The organism is Scandinavium sp. UTDF21-P1B, from assembly GCF_040750395.1.
Taxonomy (GTDB): Bacteria; Pseudomonadota; Gammaproteobacteria; order Enterobacterales; family Enterobacteriaceae; genus Scandinavium.
Window position 1 is genome coordinate 14,813 of record NZ_JBFLVD010000005.1, and the last position, 24,819, is coordinate 39,631.

Here is a 24,819-nt window from a genome sequence, read left to right on the forward strand (position 1 = left end):
GACTGCTTCAGATCGGCAACCGCTTTGCTGTCTCCGGCTTTCGCCGCGGCCAGCGCTTTAGCGTTTGCTTCCTGGGTCGCGTTCAGATCCGCGACCTTCTTCGTCAGGGCATCCACGCTGTTCTGGCGGTCAGACAGCGATTTTTTCAGTGCGGCGGCTTCTTTCTGGCTGAGATCCAGGGACTGCTTCAGATCGGCAACCACCTTGTTGCTACCGGTTTTTTCTTCCGCGAGGCTCCTGGCATTTGCTTCCTGAGCCGCCGTTAAGTCACTGACCTGCTGCATCAACCCCGAGGCTGTTTCCTGGCTCATCGCCAACGTTTTTTCATTCTCACGCTGTTTCGCATTTGCCGCTGAAAGTGACTTCTTCAGCGCTTCGGCTTCACGTTGACTTTGGCTTAACGACTGTTTTAAGGCGGTCAGCGCTTTACTTTCGCCACTGTTAGCCAGCGCCAGCGCTTTCTCATTCGCGGATTGTTTCGCCGTCAGCTCAGCAATCTGCTTGTCCTGCGCAGTGGCCCTGTTTTGGCTCTCCACCAACTGCTTTTTCAGTTGTGAAACAGCCTCGCTGTCGCGCGTTTTGACTGCGGCAAGCTCCAGCGAGTTGCTGATTTGGGCGGCAGTTAGCGCTGTAATCTGCTTTTTCAGCGCCGCATTTTGCGTTTGCAGGTCACCCAGCTGTACCTTCTGTGCATCGTCTGAAGCTTTCCCACTCGATTGCGCCTTAATGAGTGCCGCAAGCTGCTGACTTTTTTCATCAAGCTGCTGCTGTACGCTTTGCCGCTGGGTTTCCAGCTGCTCGATCTTTTTTTGCGACTCAACAAGTTTTTTCTGCAACGCAGCATAGTCTTGTGAATGGGCGTTCACCTGAGCCGGGGTGGACTCCTCAACGTTCGCTTTTTTGACGGGCTTTTTGGTTTTCTTTTCAGTAACGGCAGGTGGAAGAGAGATCGTTCTCTCCATTAATAATTCCGGGATATCACTGGATTGGGCAGTAATCACATTCAGTGAATCGACTGTCGCATTATTATCACTGGCATTAACACTAGCCGCCAGAATACTGGCGGTGACTATCGACAGTGTAAAAAAAAAATGCGCTTCCTGTTAAATATCATCTGAAGTTCTCTCCCTTGGCGATCAGCGATTCACGAACGGATTGTGCTATATCATTACAGAGCTTCTGCGTTTTATATTTATAAAGCGCATCCATCGTTCCCCGCGTCTCAGCGCCAATATCTTCACGTACTTCAGTATAAACAGCAGCATTTCTTAACAGTTCATCAAAAGCCGCTTTCTTCTGCACGTAGACGTTCTTGTTCACTTTAGAGAGGGCAAGCAGTTCGCGTTCACAGTTGGAGACCACGCCGCCCTTCGCAGCATTAGCCCTGCTCGTATTGTCACTCTGATCTTCTGTTATATTTGTCGACGAAGGGTATGTCCTCGGAACGGGGGGAATAACGGGAGTGACAGTGACTAGCGATTCAGAATCAGAATTTGGTTGTATATTTTTTTGGCAACCACTAATCATTCCTGCAACAAACAATAATAAAACGGCCCGCATTGACCATTTGCTAATACTGACGCTATTGACTAAATACATAATAATACAATCCTTGTGGCATCATGATGGCGCATGATGACTGGCAGCATTTAAGGTGAGAGATATCAACGATAAAACAGACTTAATTATCATTTCATAAAATGCTTAATTTTAACAATACCTTCAGATTCAAAACCCAGCACAAAGAATAAATGCCATGAATGATTAAAGCATCACAGCAACAATATAATTGTGATAAATCAGTGCATTACAATTACATCGACAATAGCGGGGCAAGTATCCAATAAGCTCCATGAATACATGAAGTGAAGCCCTGTGGAAAATAAGAAAAATCCCGGACCTTAATAATCCCTCGCTCACGATCGCCTGAAACGGATAACAGCGATATCGTGCCGCAACGGCGCAAAGCACAGAGAAATATCGGATGAGAGATTCTCCGCAGTGGATGTAGTTACCAGGATTATTGTGGCGGAGACGGAGATAAAAAAGGCCGGGTGGCGGCTACGCCTCACCCGGCCTGCTTTCTCTTCCAGCCCGGTTAGCATAAGTGCCACCAGGCATGACAGACTTACTTACGGCGCCAGGTAGTGCCCTGGGCACCATCTTCCAACACGATGCCCATCTCGTTCAGACGGTCACGCGCGGCATCCGCTGCGGCCCAGTCCTTCGACTGGCGCGCTTCCAGACGCTGCTTAATCAACGCTTCGATTTCCGCCACTTCGCCATCGTCAGCCTGCGCACCGCCCTGCAGGAAGAGCTCCGGATCCTGTGCCAGCAGGCCCAGTACGGCAGAGAGCTGACGCAGATGGGAGGCCATGGCGTTAGCCGCAGCCATCTCTTCGCCTTTCAGACGGTTCACTTCACGCGCCATATCAAACAGCACGGAGTAAGCTTCCGGCGTGTTGAAGTCGTCATCCATTGCCTCGCGGAAACGGGCTTCGAACGCTTCACCCCCTGCGGCTTCAACGGAAGGATCCGTCCCGCGAAGCGCGGTATACAGACGCTCCAGCGCCGAGCGCGCCTGCTTCAGGTTCTCTTCGCTGTAGTTCAGCTGGCTGCGGTAATGGCCGGACATCAGGAAGTAACGCACGGTTTCCGCGTCGTAATACTTCAGCACGTCACGCACGGTGAAGAAGTTGCCGAGCGATTTAGACATCTTCTCGCGATCGACCATCACCATCCCGGAGTGCATCCAGGTATTCACGTATTCGCCATCGTGCGCACAGGTGGACTGCGCAATTTCGTTTTCGTGGTGCGGGAACATCAGGTCTGAACCGCCGCCGTGAATGTCGAAATGCGACCCCAGCTGTTTGCAGTTCATCGCCGAACATTCGATATGCCAGCCCGGACGCCCTTCGCCCCACGGAGAAGGCCAGCTCGGCTCGTCCGCTTTCGACATTTTCCACAGCACGAAGTCCATCGGGTTGCGTTTTACGTCGACCACGTCAACGCGCGCGCCCGCCTGGAGATTCTCCAGATCCTGGCGCGACAACAGGCCGTAGTTGGGATCGCTTGGCACGGAGAACATCACGTCGCCATTTTCCGCGACGTAGGCGTGACCGCGGGCGATCAGCTTTTCGGTGATCTCAACGATCTCATGAATGTGGTGCGTCGCGCGCGGCTCGCTGTCCGGGCGCAGGATATTCAGCGCATCAAAATCTTTGTGCATTTCGACGATCATGCGGTCGACCAGCGCCACAAAATCCTCGCCGTTTTCATTAGCGCGTTTGATGATTTTGTCGTCAATATCGGTAATGTTGCGCACGTACTTCAGATCGTAGCCGAGGAAACGCAGGTAGCGTGACACCACATCGAAGGCAACGAAAGTCCGGCCGTGGCCGATATGACAGAGATCGTAAACGGTGATACCACACACGTACATGCCCACTTTTCCGGCATGAATAGGTTTGAATTCCTCTTTTTGGCGCGTCAGTGTATTAAAGATTTTTAACATTGAAGATTCCATGTGGACGTGTGTGATCGTAAACGGCGTATTCTACCCGTAATTCAATCCGGAAGCAGCACGCATTGCAAGGTGATCGAACCCGGCGGTTATGCTATAACAACCGCCTATACGTGACCCGTCAGCGGGTATTCGCACCACTATATCGGAACAGGATGCAAAAATGGTTACTTTCCACACTAATCACGGCGATATCGTTATCAAAACTTTTGATGATAAAGCGCCTGAAACAGTTAAAAACTTCCTGGACTACTGCCGCGAAGGTTTTTACAACAACACCATTTTCCACCGTGTAATCAACGGTTTTATGATCCAGGGCGGCGGCTTCGAGCCAGGCATGAATCAGAAAGCCACCAAAGATCAGATCAAAAACGAAGCCAACAACGGCCTGAAAAACACCCGTGGTACGCTGGCAATGGCCCGTACTCAGGCGCCACACTCTGCCACCGCACAGTTCTTCATCAACGTGGCTGACAACGACTTCCTGAACTTCTCCGGCGAAAGCATGCAGGGCTGGGGCTACTGTGTGTTTGCAGAAGTGGTTGAAGGCATGGACGTGGTTGATAAGATCAAAGCCGTGGCAACAGGCCGCAGCGGCATGCACCAGGACGTGCCTAAAGAAGACGTTATCATCACAAGCGTGACCGTCAGCGAGTAATTCGTGGCGACGCTTTTTATTGCAGATTTGCACCTGCATACAGAAGAACCGGCGATTACCGCCGGTTTTCTGCGTTTTTTACGCGGTGAAGCACGCAGCGCCGATGCGCTGTACATTCTTGGCGATCTGTTCGAAGCCTGGATTGGCGATGACGATCCCGAACCGCTTCATCGTGAAATAGCTCGTGAAATCAAAACGCTGGTGGATTCTGGCGTACCCTGCTACTTCATTCACGGCAACCGTGATTTCCTGCTCGGCAGGCAGTTCGCCCGCGAAAGCGGCATGATTCTGCTGCCGGAAGAACAACGTCTCAGCCTTTACGGTCGTCCGGTTTTAATTCTCCACGGCGATACGCTATGTACTGACGACGCTGGTTACCAGGCGTTCCGCGCCAAAGTACACCAGTCCTGGCTGCAGAAGCTGTTCCTCGCCCTGCCCTTGTTTATTCGCCGCCGCATCGCTGCCAAAATGCGCGACGGCAGCAAAGCCGCCAACAGCCATAAGGCCATGACCATCATGGACGTTAACCCGCAGGCGGTTGTTGAGGTGATGGAAAAACATCAGGTGCAATGGCTCATCCACGGGCACACCCATCGCCCGGCGGTACACGAACTGAATGCCAACGGTCAGCCCGCGTTTCGCGTGGTGCTTGGGGCATGGCACACGGAAGGATCGATGGTCAAAGTGACCGAAGATAACGTCGAACTCATCGCCTTCCCGTTCTGAATTACCCCAGACGCACCGAGATTTCCACATCGTCATTAAAAGGCATCGACAGATAGCCATTGGCCGGATTGCGGACCCACGCAACGTACTCCGGACTATGATCGGCATCGTCTGCGATCAGTAAAGCGCCCGGACGTAAGCGGGATTCCACACGGGCCAGAATCTCCGGGTAGAGCGCTTTCGCACCGTCCAGCAGCAGCAGATCGATTTGTGCAGGCAGATCGCGAGACAGCGTCTGTAGCGCATCCCCTTCACGAATGTCCACCAAATCACTCAGCCCTGCTTCGGCAATATGCTCGCGAGCGCGCAGCACTTTAGAAGGTTCGAACTCGCTGCTGATCAGCTGCCCGCCGCCGTTGTCGCGCAGCGCCGCCGCCAGATGCAGGGTTGAGATCCCAAACGAAGTGCCAAACTCAACAATCTGGCGCGCCTGACAGCTTCGGGCCAGCATATACAGCAGCTTCCCCGTTTCCCGTGATACCGGCAGCCACAGCGTTTTCAGCTGGCCGTAAAAGGCCGCATATTCCGTTTTACTGTGCATCAGGCGTGTGACTTCTTCGTCAGACCACTCCACGTTCTCCGCCAGGTTGGCTTCATCCGCCTGCGCAAAAAGGCGTGTCAGCAGCGGAGCCAGCGGCGCGGTCGTTAAGGTATTATTCATCTCTTTGTCCTCATAAATGTGAATAATTAATCGCATTACTATAATGAGGGGAGGTAAACTTTTAGGCTATTCGCATTCCAGAGAGGTCCAGTGATGCCGCAGAACGACAGGCTAACTCCGCGTATTTCCACAAGAAAAGAGCCAAAACAGATACGCTCTGCCAGCGTCGTAACCGCCATTTTGCAGGCGGCCACTCAGGTTTTAGCGCAGGAGGGCGCCGCCCGCTTTACTACCGCGCGAGTCGCCGAACGGGCCGGGATCAGCATTGGTTCGCTGTACCAATATTTTCCGAATAAGGCGGCAATTTTATTTCGCCTTCAGCAGGATGAATGGCAGCAAAATTCAGCGCTGCTTAAGAAGACGCTTCAGGATGAGCGACTGCCGCCTCTGGAGAGGCTAAGTCGGCTGGTGCATATCTTTGTGCGCTCTGAGTGCGAAGAGGCGGGAATGCGAGTGGCCCTGAACGACGCGGCACCGCTCTATCGCGATGCGCCCGAAGCCCAGGAGGCGAAAGCGGGTAACGAAAGCTTTTTTCAGGATTTTGTGACCGCCTTTTTACCGCTCACGCCGGAGGCAGATCGGGTGCAGGCGGCAGAATTACTGATGGTAACGCTCAGCGCCGTCGGGCACGCGTTTTCTCAGCGCCCGCGTACGGAAGAAGAGATTGAGCAGCGGGCGTCAGCGCTGGCAGACATGCTGTGTAGCTATCTTCAGTCACTTAAGCGGCAGGAGCCCCTTCCCTGACGCCCGCAAGATCAGCCGCGATCGTCTTTCGGCCCAAGGAAATAGAAACCAAACGGCAGCGAACCGATAATGGTGAACATAATGCTGTAGATGGCCGCCCATGCGCCCTGCATGAAGTACATCGATACGCTCCACTGATCCATCGGCAGATTGTACTGATCCTCAACGCCCTGGAACGTCACTTTCGATATCACCGTCACGGCAACGATAAAAACGATGGCGACGGCCGTGAGAAACTTTTTCCCGTCCGGGGTGCGAAGTATTTGCAGCATAGGTTCTCCTCATGTTCATGCTGTACTGCGCGCGTATCGCAGCAGTTTTCACAGTCAGGCAACAATTTTACCGCATTTCCCCTCACGGTGCGGCAAATTTACAGCAGCACAAACATCAGCCCTCTCTTCGCCTGATTATTACAGCGCATCGCCGTGGCGAATTGTGTTGATCTCTTCGAGGTTTTTCTTCCCGCAAGTCACGTATCCTCTCGTCTCTTTTTACCCGCTAGCGGGAAATGACCCTTCTGAGTTCAGAGGCATTTACTATGACATGGCAACACTTTAAACAAACCTGGCTGGTCAAATTCTGGTCACCGGTTCCCACCGTTATCGCCGCAGGCATTCTTTCCACCTACTACTTTGGTCTCACGGGCACCTTCTGGGCCGTGACGGGTGAGTTCACCCGTTGGGGCGGACAGCTGCTGCAGCTCGCAGGCGTTCACGCAGAAACATGGAGCTACTATAAGCTCATCCATCTTGAGGGTACGCCGCTGGAGCGTATCGACGGCATGATGATCCTCGGCATGTTCGGCGGATGCTTTGCCGCTGCGCTGTGGGCCAATAACGTGAAGCTACGTTTTCCCCGCAGCCGCATTCGAATTTTTCAGGCCATCGTCGGCGGCATTATTGCCGGTTTTGGCGCACGCATGGCCATGGGCTGTAACCTGGCAGCCTTTTTTACCGGCATTCCGCAGTTTTCCCTCCACGCCTGGTTCTTTGCCATCGCCACAGCCATAGGCTCCTGGTTTGGCGCCCGTTTCACCCTGCTGCCGATATTTCGTATCCCGGTGAAGATGCAAAAAGTCTCTGCCGCTTCGCCGTTAACCCAAAAACCGAATCAGGCCCGCCGTCGTTTTCGACTTGGCGTGATTTTCTTTTTCGGCATGATCGGCTGGGCGCTGCTGACCGCATCCAGTCATCCTAAACTCGGCATCGCCATGCTGTTCGGCATCGGCTTTGGGGTGCTTATCGAACGTGCGCAGATCTGCTTTACGTCCGCGTTCCGTGATATGTGGATCACGGGACGAACCACGATGGCGAAAGCGATTATTTTTGGCATGGCCGCCAGCGCCATTGGCATCTTTAGCTATGTGCAGCTGGGCATGGAGCCGAAAATCATGTGGGCGGGCCCGAATGCCGTGCTGGGCGGACTGCTGTTCGGCTTTGGTATTGTTCTCGCGGGCGGCTGCGAAACGGGATGGATGTACCGGGCGGTTGAAGGGCAGGTTCACTACTGGTGGGTGGGCCTGGGCAACGTGATTGGCTCCACCCTGCTGGCCTATTACTGGGACGATCTCTCCCCGCTTGCCACCCACTGGGATAAAGTCAATCTGCTGGACACCTTCGGCCCTTACGGCGGACTGCTGGTAACCTACTGCCTGCTGGCACTGGCGCTGCTGCTGGTGATCGTCTGGGAAAAACGCTTCTTCCGCCGTCGCACTTCACTCCCCCGCAATGAGCAGGAGGCCGTATGAAAACGCTCGTTCCTGATTACCGTCTGGATATGGTCGGTGAACCTTGTCCGTATCCTGCCGTGGCCACGCTGGAAGCGATGCCGTCATTGAAGAAGGGTGAGATCCTGGAGGTGGTCAGCGACTGCCCGCAATCCATCAATAACATTCCTCTCGACGCCGCCAATCACGGCTATACCGTCCTGGATATTCAACAGGATGGCCCGACCATTCGCTATCTGATTCAGAAGTAGTCTTTTGCCCCCGCGAGTAAAAGTCGGGGGCAAATTACCGCTTTTCTCTGGCATATATCTCCCCCCGACTTTATCCGCGCAACCGTTTTCCTTGCCGGTTTTCCGTGCTATTCTCTGTGGCCTTCAATGCCGTGTGATCCACACCCACAGGAGTTTTAAGACGCATGTCTTCCCGCAACAATCCGGCGCGTATCGCCATCGTAATGGGGTCCAAAAGCGACTGGGCGACCATGCAGTTTGCCGCTGAAATCCTCGATACCCTGAACGTACCGCACCACGTGGAAGTGGTTTCTGCACACCGCACGCCGGACAAACTCTTTAGCTTTGCCGAAACGGCAGAAGAGAAAGGTTACCAGGTCATCATCGCAGGGGCTGGCGGTGCCGCGCATCTGCCGGGCATGATCGCCGCAAAAACGCTGGTGCCCGTTCTGGGCGTTCCTGTGCAAAGCGCCACCCTGAGCGGCGTCGACAGCCTCTACTCCATCGTTCAGATGCCACGCGGCATTCCCGTTGGTACGCTGGCAATCGGTAAAGCAGGCGCAGCCAACGCCGCTCTGCTGGCCGCGCAGATTCTGGCGACCCATGACGCTGAACTGCATCAGCGCCTGGCGGACTGGCGCAAAGCGCAGACCGACGAAGTGCTGGACAACCCGGACCCAAGGGGTGCGGCATGAAGCAGGTCTGCGTTCTTGGCAACGGTCAGCTGGGCCGCATGCTGCGCCAGGCCGGTGAACCTCTGGGCATCAGCGTGTGGCCGGTTGGCTTAGAAGCCGATCCGGAGGCGGTTCCCTTTCAGCAAAGCGTCATCACCGCAGAAATCGAACGCTGGCCGGAAACCGCATTAACCCGTGAACTGGCGCTGCATAAAGCGTTTGTGAACCGCGACGTTTTTCCCGTCATCGCCGACCGCCTGACGCAAAAGCAGCTGTTTGACAAACTCGGGCTGGCGACCGCCCCGTGGCAATTGCTGGCAGAAAAAGCCGAATGGCCTGGCGTGTTCGATCGCCTGGGCGAACTGGCTATCGTTAAGTGCCGCACCGGCGGTTACGATGGCCGCGGGCAATGGCGTCTGCGCGCCGGGGATACGGATCAGCTGCCGGATGAGTGCTACGGCGAATGCATCGTCGAACAGGGCATCAACTTCAGCGGTGAAGTTTCGCTGGTTGGCGCTCGTGCGCACGACGGCAGCACGGTGTTTTATCCCCTGACGCATAACCTGCACCAGAACGGCATTCTGCGCGTCAGCGTAGCGTTCCCTCAGGCGAATGTTCAGCAGCAGTCGCAGGCGGAAACCATGCTGGCGGCAATCATGAACGAGCTGAACTATGTTGGCGTGATGGCGATGGAGTGCTTCATCACTCCGGCAGGCCTGCTGATTAACGAGCTTGCCCCACGCGTGCACAACAGCGGGCACTGGACGCAAAATGGCGCATCAATCAGCCAGTTCGAGCTGCACCTGCGCGGCATAATCGGCCTGCCGTTGCCGCCGCCGGTGGTGAACAGCCCTTCTGTGATGGTCAACCTGATTGGTACCGACCTGAACTATGACTGGCTGAAGCTGCCGCTGGTGCACCTGCACTGGTACGACAAAGAGGTGCGCGAAGGCCGTAAGGTCGGCCATCTGAACCTCAACGACAGCGACACTGGCCGCCTGAGTGCAACGCTTGAAGCGCTTGTTCCTCTGCTGCCGCCTGAATACGCCAGCGGCATCACCTGGGCGCAGTCAAAACTTGCTTAACCTTTCTGGCCGGGGATTGATCTTCGCCTTCCCCGGCCTCCTCTTCCGCGCGTAAAATCCCCCTATGCTTTTTCATTAAGGATTTTTCCATGACTAATGGGACGGATTTCCGCGCCATTTTGCGTACCGGAACGCCCATCATCGACGTGCGTGCCCCCGTCGAAGTTCAGCAGGGTGCGCTGCCAGCAGCCATCAACCTGCCGCTGATGAACGACGAAGAGCGCGCCGCAGTCGGCACCTGCTATAAGCGTCACAGTGCCGAGGCTGCACTCAAGCTCGGTCACTCTCTGGTGAAGGGGGAGAAGCGCCAACAGCGCATCGGGCGCTGGGTGGAGGCGTTTCACCAACATCCTGAAGCTTATCTCTGCTGCGCCCGCGGCGGTCAGCGCTCGCATATTACGCAAGCGTGGCTGCGCGAAGCAGGTATCGACGTGCCGCTGATCGTCGGCGGCTATAAGTCGCTGCGCCAGGCGGCCATCGCCGCAACAGCGGAAATCGTTCAGCGCCCGATGGTGCTGGTTGGCGGCTGTACGGGGAACGGTAAAACCGATCTTATACGGGCACATGCGGCGGGTATCGATCTGGAAGGCCTTGCCCATCACCGCGGTTCGTCGTTTGGCCGTACGCTGGTGCCGCAGCTTTCACAGGCCAGCTTTGAAAATGCGCTGGCCGTCGAGATGCTGCAACGCGATGCGCCGCGCTGGGTGCTGGAGGATGAAGGTCATATGATCGGTGCCAACCACTTGCCGGAATGCCTGCGAAACAGCATGGCGAAGGCTTCGATTGCGGTGGTGGACGACCCGTTTGAGATTCGCCTTGAACGCCTGCGCGAGGAGTATTTCACCCGCATGCATCGCGATTTTCTGCAGGCCAGTGGCGAAGAGAAAGGCTGGCAGGAGTACAGCGACTATCTGCACCACGGCCTGTTCGCCATTCGCCGTCGCCTGGGTCTCCAGCGCTTTGCTCAGCTGAAGGAAAAACTGGATTCCGCTTTAGTTGAACAACAGCGTGATGGTTCCACAGAAGCACACTTTAGCTGGCTCAAACCTCTGCTGGCCGAATATTACGATCCGATGTATCGCTATCAGCTTGAGAAGAAGGCGGAGAAGATTGTATTTAAGGGGAATTATGAGGAAGTGGCCGGGTGGCTCAGAGCCTGATTGATTGCCCGGTTGCCTGATTGTCAGGCGGCGCTGCGCTTACCTGATCTGGGGACTTCTGAAGCCCGGCGGCACTTCGTTTGCGCGGGCCTACAAATCAGCTGTAGGCCCGATCAGACAAAGCCGCCACCGGGCATTGTTCCAAATCAGAAATCGTAGCGCAGACGCACCAGATTCATGTCGCCAAGATCGTCGGTGCTTGAAGTGAAGACGTGTTCGTAGTCCACCTGGAAGCCATAGTCGAGCTTGAAGCTGATACCCACGCCGTTGTCGATGCGCTGGTAGTTCCGTCCGTTAACATATTCCAGACGGTCACCCATGAAGTATGGCTGCACGGATTTGAGTCCGTACTGACCAATTGGGAATTGGTAGCCCGCGAAGTACTCAATACCCCACGCATCGCCCGCAAAGTAGTCATTAACGGAGACTTTTTTGGTGGTCAGGTAGTTCTGATACCAGCCGCCGCCGAAGGAGAACGTCCAGTTATCCGGGGTATAGCTCAGCGCCGTGCCGAGGATATTCTGATCGTAGGTTTTACTGTCGTTGTTGTCCGGGTTACGCATATCGGCGCGGGTGTAGTTCCACGCGGAACCCCAGGTCAGATCGTCAGTGATGTGGTAATCCACGCCCAGAGAACCGCCGCCTTTACGCTTGTAGCGCAGACCGTTGCCCGGCAGATATTCACTGTCGTTGAACAGGTAAGAAGCGTACAGGTCAACGTCACCCACGGTTTTCTTGTATTTCAGCATTTTGCGGGAACGATAGGAGCCATCGTAGTCACCGTTAATGCCGTTACCCGGTGCCTGGCCAATCATGTCGTAATCCCAGATATCGGTTTTCACACCGACCACATCGTAATACACGCTGTTTTGCTGACCGAAGGTTAACGTACCCCAGGTATTACTTTTCAGGCCGGTATACAGCATACGACGCTGGGTATTATTAGCCCCATCTGCATAATGGCTATCCCAGTCGAACAACGCCGGAATATTCACGCCAAGTTCGTAATAGCTGATCCAGCTAATATCATCGAACAGATAATAATCGGCAGCAAAGCGGAAACGGGTGCCACCATCGAAGCCATTACGCTTATATGAACCTTTATCACCGTCGCCGGTCATCATATTAAACTGAGGACGGATACTGCCCCCAACGGTGAAATTCAGACGGCTCAGTGGATTGCCCGCCTGCGGGTCCTGTTTGAGCAGCGTGATTTCCGCCTGAGCGGCCATAGACGTTAACGCCACTGCGGCACCGACGGCGAGAGCCAGCGCATTTTTTGTTATTTTCATGTTATATCCCTGATAATTTTTGGTCCGGTAAATAAAAAGACGCGCATTTACTTATCGGATATTAACTTTTATTGTCCTTTTCGTATGCATGGTTTTTTAATAAAACGTGCGGTTAACAGAATTAATTTATCCTTTCGTGCGCTTAAAATAAAAAACCGGCACAATGGCCGGCTTTAATTAATAACGGTAATAAATCAACTACTGAACTGGCGGAATAACGCTTTGCCTTTCAGCAGACGTAATCCCAACCAGCCGCCGCACAGCGAGAGCAATATTCCCCCGCACAGCGGCAGCGTAATCCACAGACGCCAGTCAGGCTCCCACGGAAAATCAAACACTTTAGTTTGCAGCACGGCGAGTGCCGTCTCTGCGCCGATTGCGGCCACCAGACCAGACACCAGCCCGAGCAGCGCAAACTCCGCCCACAGCGTGGTACGCAGCAGTGACTTCCCGGCACCGAGCGTGCGCCATACCACCAGTTCCTGATGACGCTGGCGCATCCCAACCTGCACCTGCGCCAGCAGCAACAGTACGCCGCACAGCGTCACCAGCACCACCATCACCTCCAGCGCCCGACTGACCTGCTCAAGCACCTGCCCAACCTGTTTCAGAATCGCGCCGATATCCAGCAGGCTGACGGTCGGGAATTCGCGGTTAAGCTGCGTTAACAGCGCATTACCGCTATCCCAGCGGAAGCTGGTCAGCCAGCTTTGCGGCTGACCGTCGAGCGCACCGTTCGGGAAGATAAAGAAGAAATTAGGCCGCAGGCTTTCCCAGTCCACCTTGCGCAGGCTGCTCACCCTGGCGCTGAATGCCTGAGTATCGCCGGTGAAGGTCACCTTATCGCCAATACCCACGTTCAGACGCTTCGCCAGCCCTTCTTCAATCGACACCTCACCCACTTTCGGCGGCCAGCTCCCCGCAGTGACGGTATTGTGATCCAGCACCTGGCTCTGCCAGGTCAGGTTCAGTTCACGGTTGAGCGCTTCATCTTTGTTGCCGTCCGTCGACTGACCGTTAATCGCCGTCAGGCGTGCCCGGACGATAGGATAAAACGCGGACGGAATCACCTGATGGTCGGCCAGAAACGCTTTTACCGACCCCACCTGCTCCGGAGCAATATTGATCAGAAAATAATTGGGGCTCTCCGGCGGAAGCTGCTGCTGCCAGCGGTCCAGCAGATCGCCGCGCAGCACCAGCAGCAGCGCCAGCAGCATAAAGGAGAGGGAAAACGCCGCCAGCTGGCTGAGCGTGGACCACGGCTGGCGCAGCAGGCGACTCACCGCAAGGCGCAGCGCCAGCGACTTCAGCGTGACGCGCCGGAGCATCTTCAGCAGCAGCCAGCCCACCAGGCCACACAGCACGGCCAGCACTACCGCGCCTGCCAGCACCGACCACAGCAGCATCGAGCCCCCCATCAGCGCGGCCAGCAGGAGAACGACAACAATCGTCATCAGCGGAATATAGATTTTCAGCGGCCAGGCGTTCGCCACCGCATCACGCCTCAGCACGCGCAGCGGCTGGGTCGCCAGCAGCAAACGCCATGGTCGCATCCCCACCAGCGCCGAAATCACCACCATCGCACCGGTTGCCCACAGCCAGGGCCACAGGCTGGCCGGCGGCAGCGCCGCGGGCAGCACGGGTTTGAGCAACACCATCAGGATGTTTTCAAACACCCGCCCCATCACCCCGCCGGTGACCAGCGACAGCAGCAACAGCATCGCCCACTGCCCGAGGATCAGCTTGCGCAGCTGCGCGCGTCCGGCACCGAGCGTTTTCAGCACCGCCACTAAATCGTAGCGACTGCGGCAGTAATGCCCCATCGCCACCGCCACGGCGGCGACCGCCAGCAGCAGCGTCAGCAGAGCGGAGAGCAGAAGGAACTGCTGGGAGCGTTCGAGCGATTTACCGAGTGCACCTTCATCCTGATCGAGCCCAATCCAGCGCTGATCGGGTTTGAGCTGCGGCAGCAGCCATTTTTCGTAAGCACTGATTTGCTGCGGCGTTCCGCCAAACTTGTAGCGCCAGCCGACGCGGCTGCCGGGCTGAACGGCGCCGGTCTTCGCGACGTCGGCCATATTCATCATCAGGCGCGGTGCCATCTGGAAAGGATTGAAGCCAGAGTCAGGCTCCTGGACAACAGCACCGGCTATCCGCAACGTGGCATCGCCCACGTCGATGGTGTCGCCCGGTTTGAGGTTCAGGAGCGCCATCAGACGTGGGGCAAGCAGCACCGTTCCGGGCTGTGGTTTCAGGCCTGGCGGGTCGGTTTCCAGTTCGCCATACATCGGGTAAACATCCTCTACCGCTTTCACGTCTGCCAGCTGCGGCGTGTTGCCCGCATAAGTCATGGTGGCGAAACTCAGTTGCTCCCCGACTTTCAGCCCCTCTTCTCGCGCTTTTGCCAGCCACTCTGGCGGCACGGCACGAGCAGTACGCAGCGTTCTGTCTCCCGCCATAAACTCGCGGCTCTGCTGGCTGAGACCTTTGTCCATGCGGTCGCTTATGTTGCCGAGCGCCAGCACGCAGGCAACCGCCAGGCTCAGCGCCAGCCAGACAATCAGCAGCGAAGGCGAGCGCCACTCGCGCCAGAACCAGCGGGCAATCATGACTCCTCCCGCAGCTGTCCGTTCACCAGGCGCAGCCTTCTGTCGCAACGTGCCGCCAGCTCCGGATCGTGGGTGACCAGAATCAGCGTGGTGCCATGCTCGCGGTTAAGGGAAAACAGCAGTTCAGCGATACGATCGCCGGTTTGTCGGTCGAGATTGCCCGTCGGTTCATCGGCGAACAGCAAATCAGGCCGCCCGTTAAAAGCGCGGGCCAGCGCCACGCGCTGCTGTTCCCCACCGGAAAGCTGCGCCGGAAGATGATGCAGGCGTTTGCCGAGCCCGAGCTGTTCCAGCAGCGCTTTGGCGTGAACGCGTCCCTGGCTGTCGCTTTCTCCGCGCAATAGCGCCGGAAGCTCGACGTTCTCCAGCGCATTGAGCGTCGGGATAAGCATAAAGGACTGAAAGACAAAGCCGACATGGCGGGCGCGCAGCGCGGCGCGGGCCTCTTCGTCCATCCTGTGCAGCGGCTGACCGACCAGCGTAACTTCGCCACTGCTGCCGTCGTCGAGCCCGGCGAGGATCGCCAACAGCGTGGATTTCCCGGAGCCGGATTCCCCCACCAGCGCGAGCGTCTCCCCCCGTTTGACAAGCAGCTCAACTCCGGTAAGGATGGAAAGCTCCTGCTCCCCCTGACCGACGGATTTCTTAAGATGATGAACTTCAAGTATGTTTTCCGCTGGCATCTGCCGTTCCTGTTATTGTTGCTGTTAACCTGCCGCGCCGCGTTTGCCGACACGCTGTTAATCCTCGGTGACAGTCTGAGCGCCGGATATCGCATGGCGGCGAACGCCGCGTGGCCCGCGCTCCTGAATGAAAAGTGGCAGCCAAAGACCGAAGTTGTCAACGCCAGCATCAGCGGGGACACCTCTCAGCAGGGGCTGGCACGTTTACCGGCGCTGCTGAAACAGCACCAGCCGCGCTGGGTGCTGGTCGAACTCGGCGGCAACGACGGCCTGCGCGGATTCCAGCCACAGCAAACGGAACAAACGCTGCGCACCGTTATCAGCCAGGTGAAGGCCGCCAACGCCGAGCCGCTGCTGATGCAAATTCGCCTGCCTGCTAACTACGGACGTCGGTATAATGAGGCCTTTAGCGCGATTTATCCGCAGCTTGCGAAAGAGTTTGATATTCCTCTGCTGCCGTTTTTCATGGAAGAGGTCTATCTGAAGCCGCAATGGATGCAGGATGACGGTATTCACCCCAATCGTGACGCTCAGCCGTTCATCGCCGACTGGATGGCGACACGTCTGGCTCCCTTAGTTAAACACGACTCCTGAAACTCAGGCGTTGTCCTCAGGTAAAGTTATGCAAAAAACGGTCTTAATTACAGGATGTTCCAGCGGAATTGGGCTGGAAAGCGCGCAGGAACTGAAGCGTCAGGGCTTTCAGGTGCTGGCCGCCTGCCGCAAGCCGGAAGACGTAGCCCGAATGTCGGGTATGGGGTTCACGGGCATTCTGCTCGATCTGGATTCGCCGGAAAGCGTGGACCGTGCGGCCGACGATATCATTCAGCTCACCGGCAATCGCCTGTACGGCATTTTCAATAACGCCGGTTTTGGCCTGTATGGCCCGCTCAACACCATCACCCGCCCGCAGCTTGAGCAGCAGTTTTCCGCCAACTTCTTTGGTGCGCATCAGCTCACCATGCGCCTGCTGCCCGCCATGGTGCCGCATGCTGAAGGCCGTATCGTCATGACCTCTTCGGTAATGGGGCTGATTTCGACCCCGGGCCGCGGCGCTTATGCCGCCAGCAAATACGCGCTGGAAGCCTGGTCAGATGCTCTGCGCATGGAGCTGCGCCATAGCGGCATTAAGGTGAGCCTGATTGAACCGGGGCCCATCCGCACCCGCTTCACGGAAAACGTCAACCAGACTCAGGCCGATAAGCCCGTCGAAAATCCAGGTATTGCCGCACGCTTTACCCTTGGGCCGGAGGCAGTGGTTGAAAAAGTGCGCCATGCTTTCACCAGCGAGAAGCCGAAGATGCGCTATCCGGTGACGATGGTGACCCACGCGGTGATGGTGCTTAAACGCCTTCTGCCGGGCCGGATGATGGACAAAATTCTGCGGGGCTGAGTTGAAGGTTTCGCCTTCGCCCCCATGTAACAGAGAAATCGACTAAAGAGAACGCCTCATGTCTGCACAATATATCGTTAACATTACTGAAGCGAACCTGCACCAGACGCTGGAGCAGTCCGCGACCGTGCCCGTCCTGTTCTACTTCTGGTCGCCGCGCAGCCAGCACTGCGAGCAGTTAACCCCCGTGCTGGAAGGCCTTGCGAATCAGTACCAGGGCCAGTTTATTCTGGCGAAGCTCGACTGCGACGCCGAACAGATGATTGCCTCCCAGTTCGGCCTGCGCGCCATTCCAACGGTCTATCTGTTCCAGAACGGCCAGCCGGTAGACGGTTTCCAGGGCCCGCAGCCGGAAGAGGTTATCCGTAACCTGCTCGATAAAGTGCTGCCGCGTGAAGAAGAACTTAAGGCCCAGCAGGCAATGGCCCTGATGCAGGAAGGCAATTACACCGACGCGCTGCCGCTGCTGAAAGAGGCCTGGCAAATGTCAAATCAGGACAGCCAGATTGGCCTGTTGCTCGCGGAAACCCAGATTGCGCTGAACCGCTCGGAAGATGCAGAAGCAACGCTGAAAACCGTGCCGCTGCAGGATCAGGACACCCGCTATCAGGGGCTGGTCGCACAGATTGAGCTGCTGAAACAGGCCGCCGATACGCCGGAAATCCAGCAGCTGCAGCAGCAGGTGGAAGCCAACCCGCAGGATGCGGCGCTGGCTTCACAGCTTGCACTCCAGCTGCATCAGGTAGGGCGTAACGAAGAGGCGCTGGAGCTGCTGTTCAGCCATCTTAAAAAGGATCTTGGCGCGGCAGATGGCCAGGCGCGCAAGATGCTGCAGGAAATTCTGGCGGCGCTGGGCACCGGCGATGCGCTGGCGGCGAAATACCGCCGTCAGCTCTATTCTTTGCTTTATTAACTGACACATTGCCGGGTGGCGGCTTCGCCTTACCCGGCCTACAAAAACCAAATCTGCCTGGTGCCCCGTAGGCCTGATAAGCGAAGCACATCAGGCAATCAACCGCCGGGGGTATCAAACGACTACGGCTTTTTCAGCTGCTTCACCACCAGCTGATGGCGCGAGTTGTAGAATTTCCGGTAGGTCAGGTAGCAGGCAATAATGGTCGACAGGCTTGCGGTCGAGAGCAACATAAAGGTCACCATTATCTGGTACTTAATCGCCTTCACCGGGTCTATTCCGGCAAAAATCAGCCCCGACATCATCCCCGGTAAGCTCACCAGCCCCACCGTTTTAGCGGAATCCACCGTCGGGATCAGCGACGCGCGAATGCTCTCGCGAATCAGATGCTGCGAAGCCACTTTCGGCGTAGCGCCGAGGCTCAATTTTTCCTGAATTTGCTGCTGTTGGCTGCTAAAGCGCTGGCCGAGATTGTTGTAGCACAGCCCTACGGCAATCATCGCATTGCCCGCAATCATCCCGGAAATCGGGATCACCTGCATCGGCGTGAAGGTAATCGCCCCGGAAAAAATCAGCACGGCCAGGGTCAGCCCGGCCCCGGTGGTAATGGCGATAAAAGAAGAGACAAACGCATGGCTGATGTATTTACTGCGCTTTTGCGCGTTGTACGCGGCGTTGAAGCAGATGAACAGCACCATCAGCAGGGTGAGGATCGCATCGTTAACGCTGAAAATCGTTTTCAGCACGTACCCCACCGCAACCAGCTGCACCACCGCCCGGCAGATGCTCCAGAGAATGTCTTTTTCCAGCGCCAGCTTTTCCCGGTAGCTGACGATAATCGCCACCAGCACCAGCACCATGGATAACGCCAGCGATTCATTGGAAATGTTATGCCCGGTCATGAATCTGCTCCTCCATGCCACCCGCATGCGGTTTAAGGGTAATCACATCGTCCGCATGACCGATTTCACCAGCGTCATGGGTGACCCACAGCACGCCCACGCCCTGCTCTTTCACGTAGCGCTGAATAATCTCGTTCACGTTATGCTTATTACTCTCATCCAGTGCGCTGGTTATTTCATCCAGCAATAATACTCTGGGTAAAAATTGCAGATTCCGAATCAGCGAAATACGCTGTTTTTCCCCGCCAGACAGTTCATTAATTGATTTTTTCAGCGTCTCTTCCGGCAAATTAAATTGCGCCAGATCGGCCAGCAATTTTTCCGGCTGTGGGCGCCGATCGCGTATTTGCCACGGAAAAAGTAAATTGTCGTATACCGTATCGCCAAACAGCGCAGGGGTTTGCGCGCAGTACGAAACCTGCTGGCGATAGGTTTCAGGAGAGAGGCGCGTAATATCCTCACCGCAATAAAGGATGGATCCTGACGTCGGGCTCAGCAGCGAAGCGATAATTTTTAGCAGCGTACTTTTCCCACTGCCGGAAGGGCCCGTTATCAGAGTGAACTGCCCTTCGCGTAATACCAGATTGATGTTATTTAACAGCGGAATGCCGTCGGGCTTAAAACCCAGTTGGTTGACCTGTAATAATGCCTTCATTCTTTTCTCATTTTTCGCGCTTATCCCGTCGGTATTGTAGGCCTGCGCCCTTCGCGCTGAGAAGGATAAAAGTTATACTTTCAGGTATCGGGCTGACGAAGGCAGTCGGCCGCCTTGCAAAAACAGGAGGTTTTTCATGCTCGTCTTTATTCCCGTCCTGATCTTCGTCGCGCTGGTGATTGTCGGCGCCGGCGTCAAGATTGTTCCTCAGGGCTATCAGTGGACCGTTGAGCGTTTTGGTCGTTATACCAAAACCTTGCAGCCCGGCCTGAGCCTGGTGGTGCCGTTTATGGATCGCATCGGCCGCAAAATTAATATGATGGAGCAGGTGCTGGATATCCCTTCTCAGGAAATCATCTCTAAAGATAACGCCAATGTAGCCATCGACGCAGTCTGCTTTATTCAGGTGATTGATGCCCCCAAAGCGGCGTACGAAGTGAGCAACCTGGAGCTTGCGATCATCAACCTGACGATGACCAATATCCGTACCGTGCTTGGCTCGATGGAGCTCGATGAAATGCTCTCCCAGCGCGACAACATCAACACCCGTCTGCTGCATATCGTCGATGAAGCCACGAATCCGTGGGGGATTAAAATCACCCGTATCGAAATTCGCGACGTGCGTCCACCGGCCGAGCTGATTGATGCGATGAACGCCCAGATGAAAGCTGAACGAACCAAGCGTGCCTATATTCTGGAGGCCGAAGGGATCCGCCAGGCGCAGATCGTCAAAGCCGAAGGTGAGAAGCAGTCGAAGATCCTGAAAGCGGAAGGCGAACGTCAGTCCGCATTCCTGCAGGCTGAAGCCCGTGAACGTTCCGCCGAGGCGGAAGCCCGCGCCACGCAGATGGTATCCGAAGCCATCGCCGCCGGGGATATTCAGGCGGTGAACTACTTCGTGGCACAGAAATACACCGACGCGCTGCAGCAGATTGGCTCCGCCAACAACAGCAAAGTGGTGATGATGCCACTGGATGCCAGCAGCCTGATGGGCTCCATTGCCGGGATCGCCGAGCTGGTGAAAGACAGCGCCAGCGAACGGAGAAAATGATGATCGACGCCCTGCTCGTTCACCCGCATATTTTCTGGTTAAGCCTCGGTGGCGTGCTGCTGGCGGCGGAAATGCTCGGCGGGAATGGCTATCTGCTGTGGAGCGGCGTGGCGGCGATCGTCACCGGACTACTGGTCTGGCTACTGCCGTTTGGCTGGGAGTGGCAAGGCGCGCTGTTTGCCGTCTTAACGCTGCTGGCCGCATGGCTCTGGTGGCGCTGGCTGGCAAGCCGAGTCAGACAGCAGCCGCGCGCCGACAGCCAGCTCAATCAGCGCGGTCAGCAGCTTGTCGGAAAAGTCTTTACCCTGGACTCCGCACTCAGCAACGGACGCGGGCATATGCGCGTGGGCGACAGCTCATGGCCGGTGACCGCCGATGACGATCTCCCTGCGGGCTCCCGCGTGGAGGTGATTGCCGTGGAGGGGATTACGCTAAAGGTTCGCCTGCACTAACCTTTTTTACGATGACAGCAGCCGGAAAGATTATCGATAATCGGGCAGTCGGCGCTGTCATCGCCCGGACAGGCCTCCGCCAGCGCCAGCAGCTGTTCACGCATTCCCTGCAGTTCCTTAATATGCTGCTCAATATCCGCCACCTTCTGCAAGGTACGCGCTTTGACATCCGCGCTGTGGCGAGCCGGATCGTTAAACAGATTCACCAGTTCCCCGCACTCTTCCAGGTTGAATCCCACCTGGCGGGCCTGACGCAGCAGCGTCAGCTCATCCAGATGTTTTTGTGAGTAGCTGCGGTAGCCGTTATCGCTGCGCAGCGGTGGCGTGACCAGGCCCTTCTCCTCGTAAAAACGAATCGCTTTACTGGTCAGGCCGGTTTTTTTCGCCACATCGCTGATATTCATTTTTCCCCCCACAGGGCTGTCACCTCGCAGACCCACCTCTGCTTATTGTAAGGCCAACCCGGTAAGAACCAACCTCTTACGAAGACAATCTGCATGTTTAAAAAATATATCCCTCATGTTTCAATCGGTTGTCAGCCGCACTGTCTTTTCTCACCGTGATGCAGCTCACGAAAAACGGCTTACCTTCCGTTACGAATTGACGCAAATCAAAGTTGCATTCGTTTTACACCTTTAAATCTGGACGTCCCCGCACGCCTTTTATATAAATGCGAACGATATTAATTATCATTAAAATTAAGGTTCACGTTTATGATGCGAAGGACTTGTCAGGGGCGCGTTATGCTCTCCACAATTTCAGTTTTGATGGCAGGCACAGCCAGTGCCGCTTCTTTGACGACAGCACAGACGAAAGCGAGCACTGAAGAGACGCTGGTGGTTACCGCGAATCGTTCGGAAAGCACCCTCTGGAACAGCCCGGCGACAGTCCAGGTTATCGATCGCGAGACGCTGGAGAAATCCACGAGCACCTCTATTGCCGACGACCTGCAGGACATTCCCGGCGTTGAAGTTACGGACAACGCCCTGGCGGGCCGCAAACAAATTCGCATCCGCGGCGAAGCTTCTTCACGCGTGCTGATCCTGATTGATGGTCAGGAGGTTACCTACCAGCGCGCAGGTCAAAACTACGGTGCGGGGCTGCTGATAGATGAATCCGCATTAGAGCGTATTGAAGTGGTGAAAGGCCCCTACTCGGTTCTGTATGGCTCACAGGCGATTGGCGGTGTCGTCAACTTCATCACGAAAAAAGGGGGCGACAAACCGTTAGCCGGCGTGGTGAAGGCCACCTACAACTCAGCGACCGCGGGCTGGGAGGAATCTGCCGCCGCCAGGGGCAGCATCGGGCAATTCGATTATCGTATCAACGGGAGTTACTCCGATCAGGGCAACCGGGATACGCCGGATGGTCGCCTGCCGAACACCTCTTTTCGTAACAACAGCCAGGGCGTATGGCTGGGTTACACCGTAGACCGCCACAAGTTCGGGCTCTCGGTCGACCGCTATGAGCTGAGTACCCAGACCTGGTACGACGATCCCACCTACGAAGAGTTCAGCGTTAAGCTCCCGGAGCTAAAGCGTGAAAAAGTGGGCCTGTTCTATGATTTTGACGTCGCGGGCGACTACCTGAAAACCCTGCACGTTGATGCCTACACGCAAAATATCAAACGTAAATTTGAGAATAATGTTGCCGTCAACACGCCAACCGGTAGCCCGATGATCGGCGATCTGCGCGTGGCGAACCGGACCCGTTCGCAAGATAAGCAGGAGACGCAGGGCGTTACGCTGCAATCAAACTTCAGCCTTCCGGGCGATAACAATCTGGTGCTGGGCGCTCAGTATCAGCGAGACACGGTTAAGCAGACATCCCAAAGCTCGACGGACTCCTCCAGCACCAGCGGCTTCCCGGCCGCCGTCAACTACAGTAAAAACACGCTCGCACACAACCGCTCCGAACAGACAAACTGGTCGGTGTTTGGGCAGAACGACTGGAAGTTTGCCGATAGCTGGACCTGGACGCTGGGCGCTCGCCAGTACTGGCTCTCCTCAAAGCTCACCTCCGGCGATGAAACCACCACGCACTCGCAGACCGGGACAACCTCTTCTTCCCTCGGGGGCGACAGCGCACGCGATAATGAATGGGTGACCTCCACCAGCCTGCGTTACTCCGGTATCGATAATCTGGAGCTGCGCATGGCCTTTGCGCAAGGCTACGTCTTCCCGACGCTGAGCCAGCTGTTTATGCAAACCTCTGCGGGCGGTGGCGTGAATTATGGCAATCCGGATCTTAAAGCAGAACACTCAAACAACTATGAGATTGGCGCGCGTTACAACGGCAACCTCTGGGTCGTGGACGGCGCGGTTTACTATTCTGAGGCGAAAGATTACATCGCCTCGATGGCCTGTTCCGGTCAGAGCATCTGTGACGGCAACAGCAATAGCTCACGTACTGGCTATTACCACTATGACAACATCGATCGCGCCAAAACCTGGGGGATGGAGCTTACCGCGGAGTACAACGGCTGGGCGGTTTCCCCCTATCTGAGCGGGAATATTCTGCGCCGCCAGTATGAAGGCAGCACGCTCAAAACATGGGATACCGGTGAACCGTTGATCAGCGGTCGTGTCGGCGTGAAGCGCACTCAAATGTGGAATACCCTGAACATCACCACCGATCTCTTTGTGCGTGCCGCCTCCAGCGCCTCGGACAAAACCAGCGATGCCGGGACACGCTACCCGGGCTGGGCAACGCTTAACCTGGCCTTCAACACCGAGTTTGGACCGCAGGATCGGTACCAGGTCAACCTTGCCCTCAATAACCTGACCGACAAACGTTATCAAACCGCCCATGAATCCATTCCGGCAGCAGGCTTTAACGCCGCAGTGGGCTTTGCATGGAAGTTCTGACCATGAAAAAAAAGCTTACCGCTCTTTTGCTGCTTTGCGTTGCTGCGGCCAGCCACGCCGGTGACCGTATTGTGGTTGCCGGCGGTTCGCTCACCGAAATTGTTTTTACCCTTGGTGCCGGAGAGCGCGTCGTCGGCGTGGATGAGACAACTTCCTGGCCTCCGGAAACCGCCCGCCTGCCTCACATCGGCTACTGGAAGCAGCTCAGCAGCGAAGGCATTTTATCGCTGCATCCGGATACCTTTATTACCTGGCAGGATGCCGGTCCGGATGTGGTGCTGAATCAGCTACGAGCACAGAAGATCCACGTTGTTACGCTCCCGCGCGTTCCCGCCACGCTGGACAGGATGGTTGCCAATATTCAGACGCTGGGCAACGTTCTGGGCGCTGAGGATAACAGCAATGCGCTTATCGCAAATATCCGCCAAAGGCTGGAACGGGTTAAACAGGCAAACCGCGGTAAAACGCCGGTTCGCGCAATGTTCATTCTTTCTGCTGGCGGCAGCGCCCCACAGGTTGCGGGTAAGGGCAGCGTGGCCGATGCCATTCTGACCCTTGCCGGTGCTCAAAATGTGGCAACCCATACGCAGTATAAAAGCTACAGCGCAGAGGCCATCCTGGCGGCAAATCCTGATGTCATCATCGTCACGAACGAAATGGTTCAGGGCGATGTGAATCGCCTGAGCACCATCGCAGGCATGACCCGCACCGCCGCATGGAAAAAACAGCGCATTATCACCATCGACCAGGCGTTAATCCTGGGCATGGGGCCGCGCATTGCCGACGCCGTGGAAACGCTGCACCAGCAGCTCTGA

26 protein-coding genes are annotated in these 24,819 nt (G+C 56.1%); 15 read left to right on the forward strand and 11 right to left on the reverse strand.

Features of this window, described 5'->3' with window-relative positions:
• The 3 genes from AB1287_RS01780 to cysS all read right to left on the reverse strand — a co-directional run.
• Window positions 1-962: hypothetical protein (locus tag AB1287_RS01780; RefSeq protein WP_436799813.1), on the reverse strand; the 962-nt coding region annotated here is incomplete at its 3' end.
• 148 nt (window positions 963-1,110) lie between these two features.
• Window positions 1,111-1,599 (reverse strand): hypothetical protein, encoded by a 489-nt coding sequence (locus AB1287_RS01785; protein ID WP_435616769.1) that lies wholly within the window; start codon window positions 1,597-1,599, stop codon window positions 1,111-1,113.
• Window positions 1,600-2,128: 529 nt separating this feature from the next.
• Window positions 2,129-3,514, reverse strand: a complete 1,386-nt coding sequence (cysS, locus tag AB1287_RS01790) for a cysteine--tRNA ligase (protein ID WP_435616770.1) — start codon at window positions 3,512-3,514, stop codon at window positions 2,129-2,131.
• Window positions 3,515-3,686: 172 nt separating this feature from the next.
• On the opposite strand from cysS, the gene ppiB reads away from it, so the two are divergent.
• Together ppiB and lpxH are read left to right on the forward strand one after the other, a co-directional pair.
• The gene (gene ppiB / locus AB1287_RS01795) at window positions 3,687-4,181 is read left to right on the forward strand and encodes a peptidylprolyl isomerase B (protein ID WP_312624645.1); all 495 of its coding nucleotides are present in this window, start codon (window positions 3,687-3,689) and stop codon (window positions 4,179-4,181) included.
• 3 nt (window positions 4,182-4,184) lie between these two features.
• Complete coding sequence (lpxH, locus tag AB1287_RS01800; RefSeq protein ID WP_312624646.1) at window positions 4,185-4,907, forward strand: UDP-2,3-diacylglucosamine diphosphatase; 723 nt, start codon at window positions 4,185-4,187, stop codon at window positions 4,905-4,907.
• A gap of 1 nt (window position 4,908) precedes the next feature.
• Here lpxH and AB1287_RS01805 read toward each other — a convergent pair whose 3' ends face one another.
• Complete coding sequence (locus AB1287_RS01805) at window positions 4,909-5,568, reverse strand: O-methyltransferase (RefSeq protein WP_312624648.1); 660 nt, start codon at window positions 5,566-5,568, stop codon at window positions 4,909-4,911.
• A 93-nt stretch (window positions 5,569-5,661) separates the two neighbouring features.
• Here AB1287_RS01805 and AB1287_RS01810 point away from each other — a divergent pair, with 93 nt between their 5' ends.
• Entirely contained in the window at window positions 5,662-6,312 is a 651-nt protein-coding gene (locus AB1287_RS01810; protein ID WP_312624650.1) for a TetR family transcriptional regulator, read from the forward strand.
• A gap of 11 nt (window positions 6,313-6,323) precedes the next feature.
• Here AB1287_RS01810 and AB1287_RS01815 read toward each other — a convergent pair whose 3' ends face one another.
• Window positions 6,324-6,584 (reverse strand): DUF2534 family protein, encoded by a 261-nt coding sequence (locus AB1287_RS01815; RefSeq protein ID WP_312624653.1) that lies wholly within the window; start codon window positions 6,582-6,584, stop codon window positions 6,324-6,326.
• Window positions 6,585-6,850: 266 nt separating this feature from the next.
• Between AB1287_RS01815 and yedE the strand changes: the two genes are divergently transcribed.
• From yedE to mnmH, 5 genes are all read left to right on the forward strand, one after another.
• Window positions 6,851-8,059, forward strand: coding sequence for a selenium metabolism membrane protein YedE/FdhT (yedE, locus tag AB1287_RS01820; protein WP_435616771.1), 1,209 nt, complete (start codon window positions 6,851-6,853; stop codon window positions 8,057-8,059).
• Window positions 8,056-8,289, forward strand: a complete 234-nt coding sequence (yedF, locus tag AB1287_RS01825) for a sulfurtransferase-like selenium metabolism protein YedF (RefSeq protein WP_312624655.1) — start codon at window positions 8,056-8,058, stop codon at window positions 8,287-8,289. Before yedE ends, yedF begins: the two co-directional genes overlap by 4 nt.
• 164 nt (window positions 8,290-8,453) lie before the next feature.
• The gene (gene purE / locus AB1287_RS01830) at window positions 8,454-8,963 is read left to right on the forward strand and encodes a 5-(carboxyamino)imidazole ribonucleotide mutase (RefSeq protein WP_435616772.1); all 510 of its coding nucleotides are present in this window, start codon (window positions 8,454-8,456) and stop codon (window positions 8,961-8,963) included.
• On the forward strand, window positions 8,960-10,027 hold the full coding sequence (gene purK, locus AB1287_RS01835; RefSeq protein WP_312624658.1) for a 5-(carboxyamino)imidazole ribonucleotide synthase: 1,068 nt from the start codon (window positions 8,960-8,962) through the stop codon (window positions 10,025-10,027). Before purE ends, purK begins: the two co-directional genes overlap by 4 nt.
• 89 nt (window positions 10,028-10,116) lie before the next feature.
• A complete protein-coding gene (gene mnmH, locus AB1287_RS01840; protein ID WP_435616773.1) occupies window positions 10,117-11,187 on the forward strand; it encodes a tRNA 2-selenouridine(34) synthase MnmH in 1,071 nt (356 codons plus the stop codon).
• A 146-nt stretch (window positions 11,188-11,333) separates the two neighbouring features.
• On the opposite strand, the gene AB1287_RS01845 is transcribed toward mnmH, so the two are convergent.
• The 3 genes from AB1287_RS01845 to ybbA form a co-directional block, all read right to left on the reverse strand.
• Window positions 11,334-12,479, reverse strand: coding sequence for a porin (locus AB1287_RS01845; RefSeq protein ID WP_435616774.1), 1,146 nt, complete (start codon window positions 12,477-12,479; stop codon window positions 11,334-11,336).
• Window positions 12,480-12,673: 194 nt separating this feature from the next.
• Window positions 12,674-15,088 carry a putative ABC transporter permease subunit YbbP gene (gene ybbP / locus AB1287_RS01850; protein ID WP_435616775.1) on the reverse strand — a complete coding sequence of 805 codons (2,415 nt, stop codon included), beginning with the start codon at window positions 15,086-15,088 and terminating at the stop codon, window positions 12,674-12,676.
• A complete protein-coding gene (gene ybbA, locus AB1287_RS01855) occupies window positions 15,085-15,771 on the reverse strand; it encodes a putative ABC transporter ATP-binding protein YbbA (RefSeq protein ID WP_312624666.1) in 687 nt (228 codons plus the stop codon). The genes ybbP and ybbA overlap by 4 nt, the downstream gene beginning before the upstream one ends.
• Here ybbA and tesA point away from each other — a divergent pair.
• The 3 genes from tesA to AB1287_RS01870 are packed head-to-tail and all read left to right on the forward strand — an operon-like array spanning window position 15,739 to window position 18,077.
• Window positions 15,739-16,365, forward strand: coding sequence for a multifunctional acyl-CoA thioesterase I/protease I/lysophospholipase L1 (gene tesA, locus AB1287_RS01860; RefSeq protein ID WP_435616776.1), 627 nt, complete (start codon window positions 15,739-15,741; stop codon window positions 16,363-16,365). The genes ybbA and tesA overlap by 33 nt on opposite strands.
• Before the next feature lie 28 nt (window positions 16,366-16,393).
• Window positions 16,394-17,164, forward strand: coding sequence for an SDR family oxidoreductase (locus AB1287_RS01865; protein WP_435616777.1), 771 nt, complete (start codon window positions 16,394-16,396; stop codon window positions 17,162-17,164).
• A gap of 58 nt (window positions 17,165-17,222) precedes the next feature.
• Entirely contained in the window at window positions 17,223-18,077 is an 855-nt protein-coding gene (locus AB1287_RS01870) for a co-chaperone YbbN (protein WP_435616778.1), read from the forward strand.
• A 122-nt stretch (window positions 18,078-18,199) separates the two neighbouring features.
• On the opposite strand, the gene AB1287_RS01875 is transcribed toward AB1287_RS01870, so the two are convergent.
• Both AB1287_RS01875 and fetA read right to left on the reverse strand, forming a co-directional pair.
• Window positions 18,200-18,979 (reverse strand): iron efflux ABC transporter permease subunit FetB, encoded by a 780-nt coding sequence (locus AB1287_RS01875; RefSeq protein WP_435616779.1) that lies wholly within the window; start codon window positions 18,977-18,979, stop codon window positions 18,200-18,202.
• Window positions 18,966-19,634: an iron efflux ABC transporter ATP-binding subunit FetA gene (gene fetA / locus AB1287_RS01880; protein WP_435616780.1), complete on the reverse strand. Its 669-nt coding sequence runs from the start codon at window positions 19,632-19,634 to the stop codon at window positions 18,966-18,968. The genes AB1287_RS01875 and fetA overlap by 14 nt, the downstream gene beginning before the upstream one ends.
• A gap of 136 nt (window positions 19,635-19,770) precedes the next feature.
• Here fetA and AB1287_RS01885 point away from each other — a divergent pair, with 136 nt between their 5' ends.
• Together AB1287_RS01885 and AB1287_RS01890 are read left to right on the forward strand one after the other, a co-directional pair.
• Window positions 19,771-20,685, forward strand: coding sequence for an SPFH domain-containing protein (locus AB1287_RS01885; protein ID WP_097161571.1), 915 nt, complete (start codon window positions 19,771-19,773; stop codon window positions 20,683-20,685).
• Window positions 20,685-21,137 (forward strand): NfeD family protein, encoded by a 453-nt coding sequence (locus tag AB1287_RS01890; RefSeq protein WP_435616873.1) that lies wholly within the window; start codon window positions 20,685-20,687, stop codon window positions 21,135-21,137. The genes AB1287_RS01885 and AB1287_RS01890 overlap by 1 nt, the downstream gene beginning before the upstream one ends.
• Here the strand turns inward: AB1287_RS01890 and cueR are convergent.
• A complete protein-coding gene (cueR, locus tag AB1287_RS01895; protein ID WP_435616781.1) occupies window positions 21,134-21,541 on the reverse strand; it encodes a Cu(I)-responsive transcriptional regulator in 408 nt (135 codons plus the stop codon). The genes AB1287_RS01890 and cueR overlap by 4 nt on opposite strands.
• A 339-nt stretch (window positions 21,542-21,880) precedes the next feature.
• Here cueR and AB1287_RS01900 point away from each other — a divergent pair, with 339 nt between their 5' ends.
• Together AB1287_RS01900 and AB1287_RS01905 are read left to right on the forward strand one after the other, a co-directional pair.
• Window positions 21,881-24,004 carry a TonB-dependent receptor plug domain-containing protein gene (locus AB1287_RS01900; RefSeq protein WP_436799814.1) on the forward strand — a complete coding sequence of 708 codons (2,124 nt, stop codon included), beginning with the start codon at window positions 21,881-21,883 and terminating at the stop codon, window positions 24,002-24,004.
• Window positions 23,992-24,819, forward strand: a complete 828-nt coding sequence (locus AB1287_RS01905; RefSeq protein ID WP_435616783.1) for a hemin ABC transporter substrate-binding protein — start codon at window positions 23,992-23,994, stop codon at window positions 24,817-24,819. Before AB1287_RS01900 ends, AB1287_RS01905 begins: the two co-directional genes overlap by 13 nt.

What these genes read in the sequence shown, in the direction of transcription:
- yedE (WP_435616771.1), top strand. Translation starts at nt 6,851, where the DNA reads ATGACATGGCAACACTTTAAACAAACCTGGCTGGTCAAATTCTGGTCA.
- purK (WP_312624658.1), top strand. Translation starts at nt 8,960, where the DNA reads ATGAAGCAGGTCTGCGTTCTTGGCAACGGTCAGCTGGGCCGCATGCTG.
- AB1287_RS01865 (WP_435616777.1), top strand. Translation starts at nt 16,394, where the DNA reads ATGCAAAAAACGGTCTTAATTACAGGATGTTCCAGCGGAATTGGGCTG.
- purE (WP_435616772.1), top strand. Translation starts at nt 8,454, where the DNA reads ATGTCTTCCCGCAACAATCCGGCGCGTATCGCCATCGTAATGGGGTCC.
- AB1287_RS01900 (WP_436799814.1), top strand. Translation starts at nt 21,881, where the DNA reads ATGCTCTCCACAATTTCAGTTTTGATGGCAGGCACAGCCAGTGCCGCT.
- AB1287_RS01810 (WP_312624650.1), top strand. Translation starts at nt 5,662, where the DNA reads ATGCCGCAGAACGACAGGCTAACTCCGCGTATTTCCACAAGAAAAGAG.
- AB1287_RS01870 (WP_435616778.1), top strand. Translation starts at nt 17,223, where the DNA reads ATGTCTGCACAATATATCGTTAACATTACTGAAGCGAACCTGCACCAG.
- yedF (WP_312624655.1), top strand. Translation starts at nt 8,056, where the DNA reads ATGAAAACGCTCGTTCCTGATTACCGTCTGGATATGGTCGGTGAACCT.
- cysS (WP_435616770.1), bottom strand. Translation starts at nt 3,514, where the DNA reads ATGTTAAAAATCTTTAATACACTGACGCGCCAAAAAGAGGAATTCAAA.
- AB1287_RS01785 (WP_435616769.1), bottom strand. Translation starts at nt 1,599, where the DNA reads ATGTATTTAGTCAATAGCGTCAGTATTAGCAAATGGTCAATGCGGGCC.
- AB1287_RS01805 (WP_312624648.1), bottom strand. Translation starts at nt 5,568, where the DNA reads ATGAATAATACCTTAACGACCGCGCCGCTGGCTCCGCTGCTGACACGC.
- ybbP (WP_435616775.1), bottom strand. Translation starts at nt 15,088, where the DNA reads ATGATTGCCCGCTGGTTCTGGCGCGAGTGGCGCTCGCCTTCGCTGCTG.
- AB1287_RS01875 (WP_435616779.1), bottom strand. Translation starts at nt 18,979, where the DNA reads ATGACCGGGCATAACATTTCCAATGAATCGCTGGCGTTATCCATGGTG.
- AB1287_RS01890 (WP_435616873.1), top strand. Translation starts at nt 20,685, where the DNA reads ATGATCGACGCCCTGCTCGTTCACCCGCATATTTTCTGGTTAAGCCTC.
- AB1287_RS01885 (WP_097161571.1), top strand. Translation starts at nt 19,771, where the DNA reads ATGCTCGTCTTTATTCCCGTCCTGATCTTCGTCGCGCTGGTGATTGTC.
- ppiB (WP_312624645.1), top strand. Translation starts at nt 3,687, where the DNA reads ATGGTTACTTTCCACACTAATCACGGCGATATCGTTATCAAAACTTTT.
- AB1287_RS01845 (WP_435616774.1), bottom strand. Translation starts at nt 12,479, where the DNA reads ATGAAAATAACAAAAAATGCGCTGGCTCTCGCCGTCGGTGCCGCAGTG.
- tesA (WP_435616776.1), top strand. Translation starts at nt 15,739, where the DNA reads ATGATGAACTTCAAGTATGTTTTCCGCTGGCATCTGCCGTTCCTGTTA.
- AB1287_RS01815 (WP_312624653.1), bottom strand. Translation starts at nt 6,584, where the DNA reads ATGCTGCAAATACTTCGCACCCCGGACGGGAAAAAGTTTCTCACGGCC.
- AB1287_RS01905 (WP_435616783.1), top strand. Translation starts at nt 23,992, where the DNA reads ATGGAAGTTCTGACCATGAAAAAAAAGCTTACCGCTCTTTTGCTGCTT.
- fetA (WP_435616780.1), bottom strand. Translation starts at nt 19,634, where the DNA reads ATGAAGGCATTATTACAGGTCAACCAACTGGGTTTTAAGCCCGACGGC.
- cueR (WP_435616781.1), bottom strand. Translation starts at nt 21,541, where the DNA reads ATGAATATCAGCGATGTGGCGAAAAAAACCGGCCTGACCAGTAAAGCG.
- mnmH (WP_435616773.1), top strand. Translation starts at nt 10,117, where the DNA reads ATGACTAATGGGACGGATTTCCGCGCCATTTTGCGTACCGGAACGCCC.
- ybbA (WP_312624666.1), bottom strand. Translation starts at nt 15,771, where the DNA reads ATGCCAGCGGAAAACATACTTGAAGTTCATCATCTTAAGAAATCCGTC.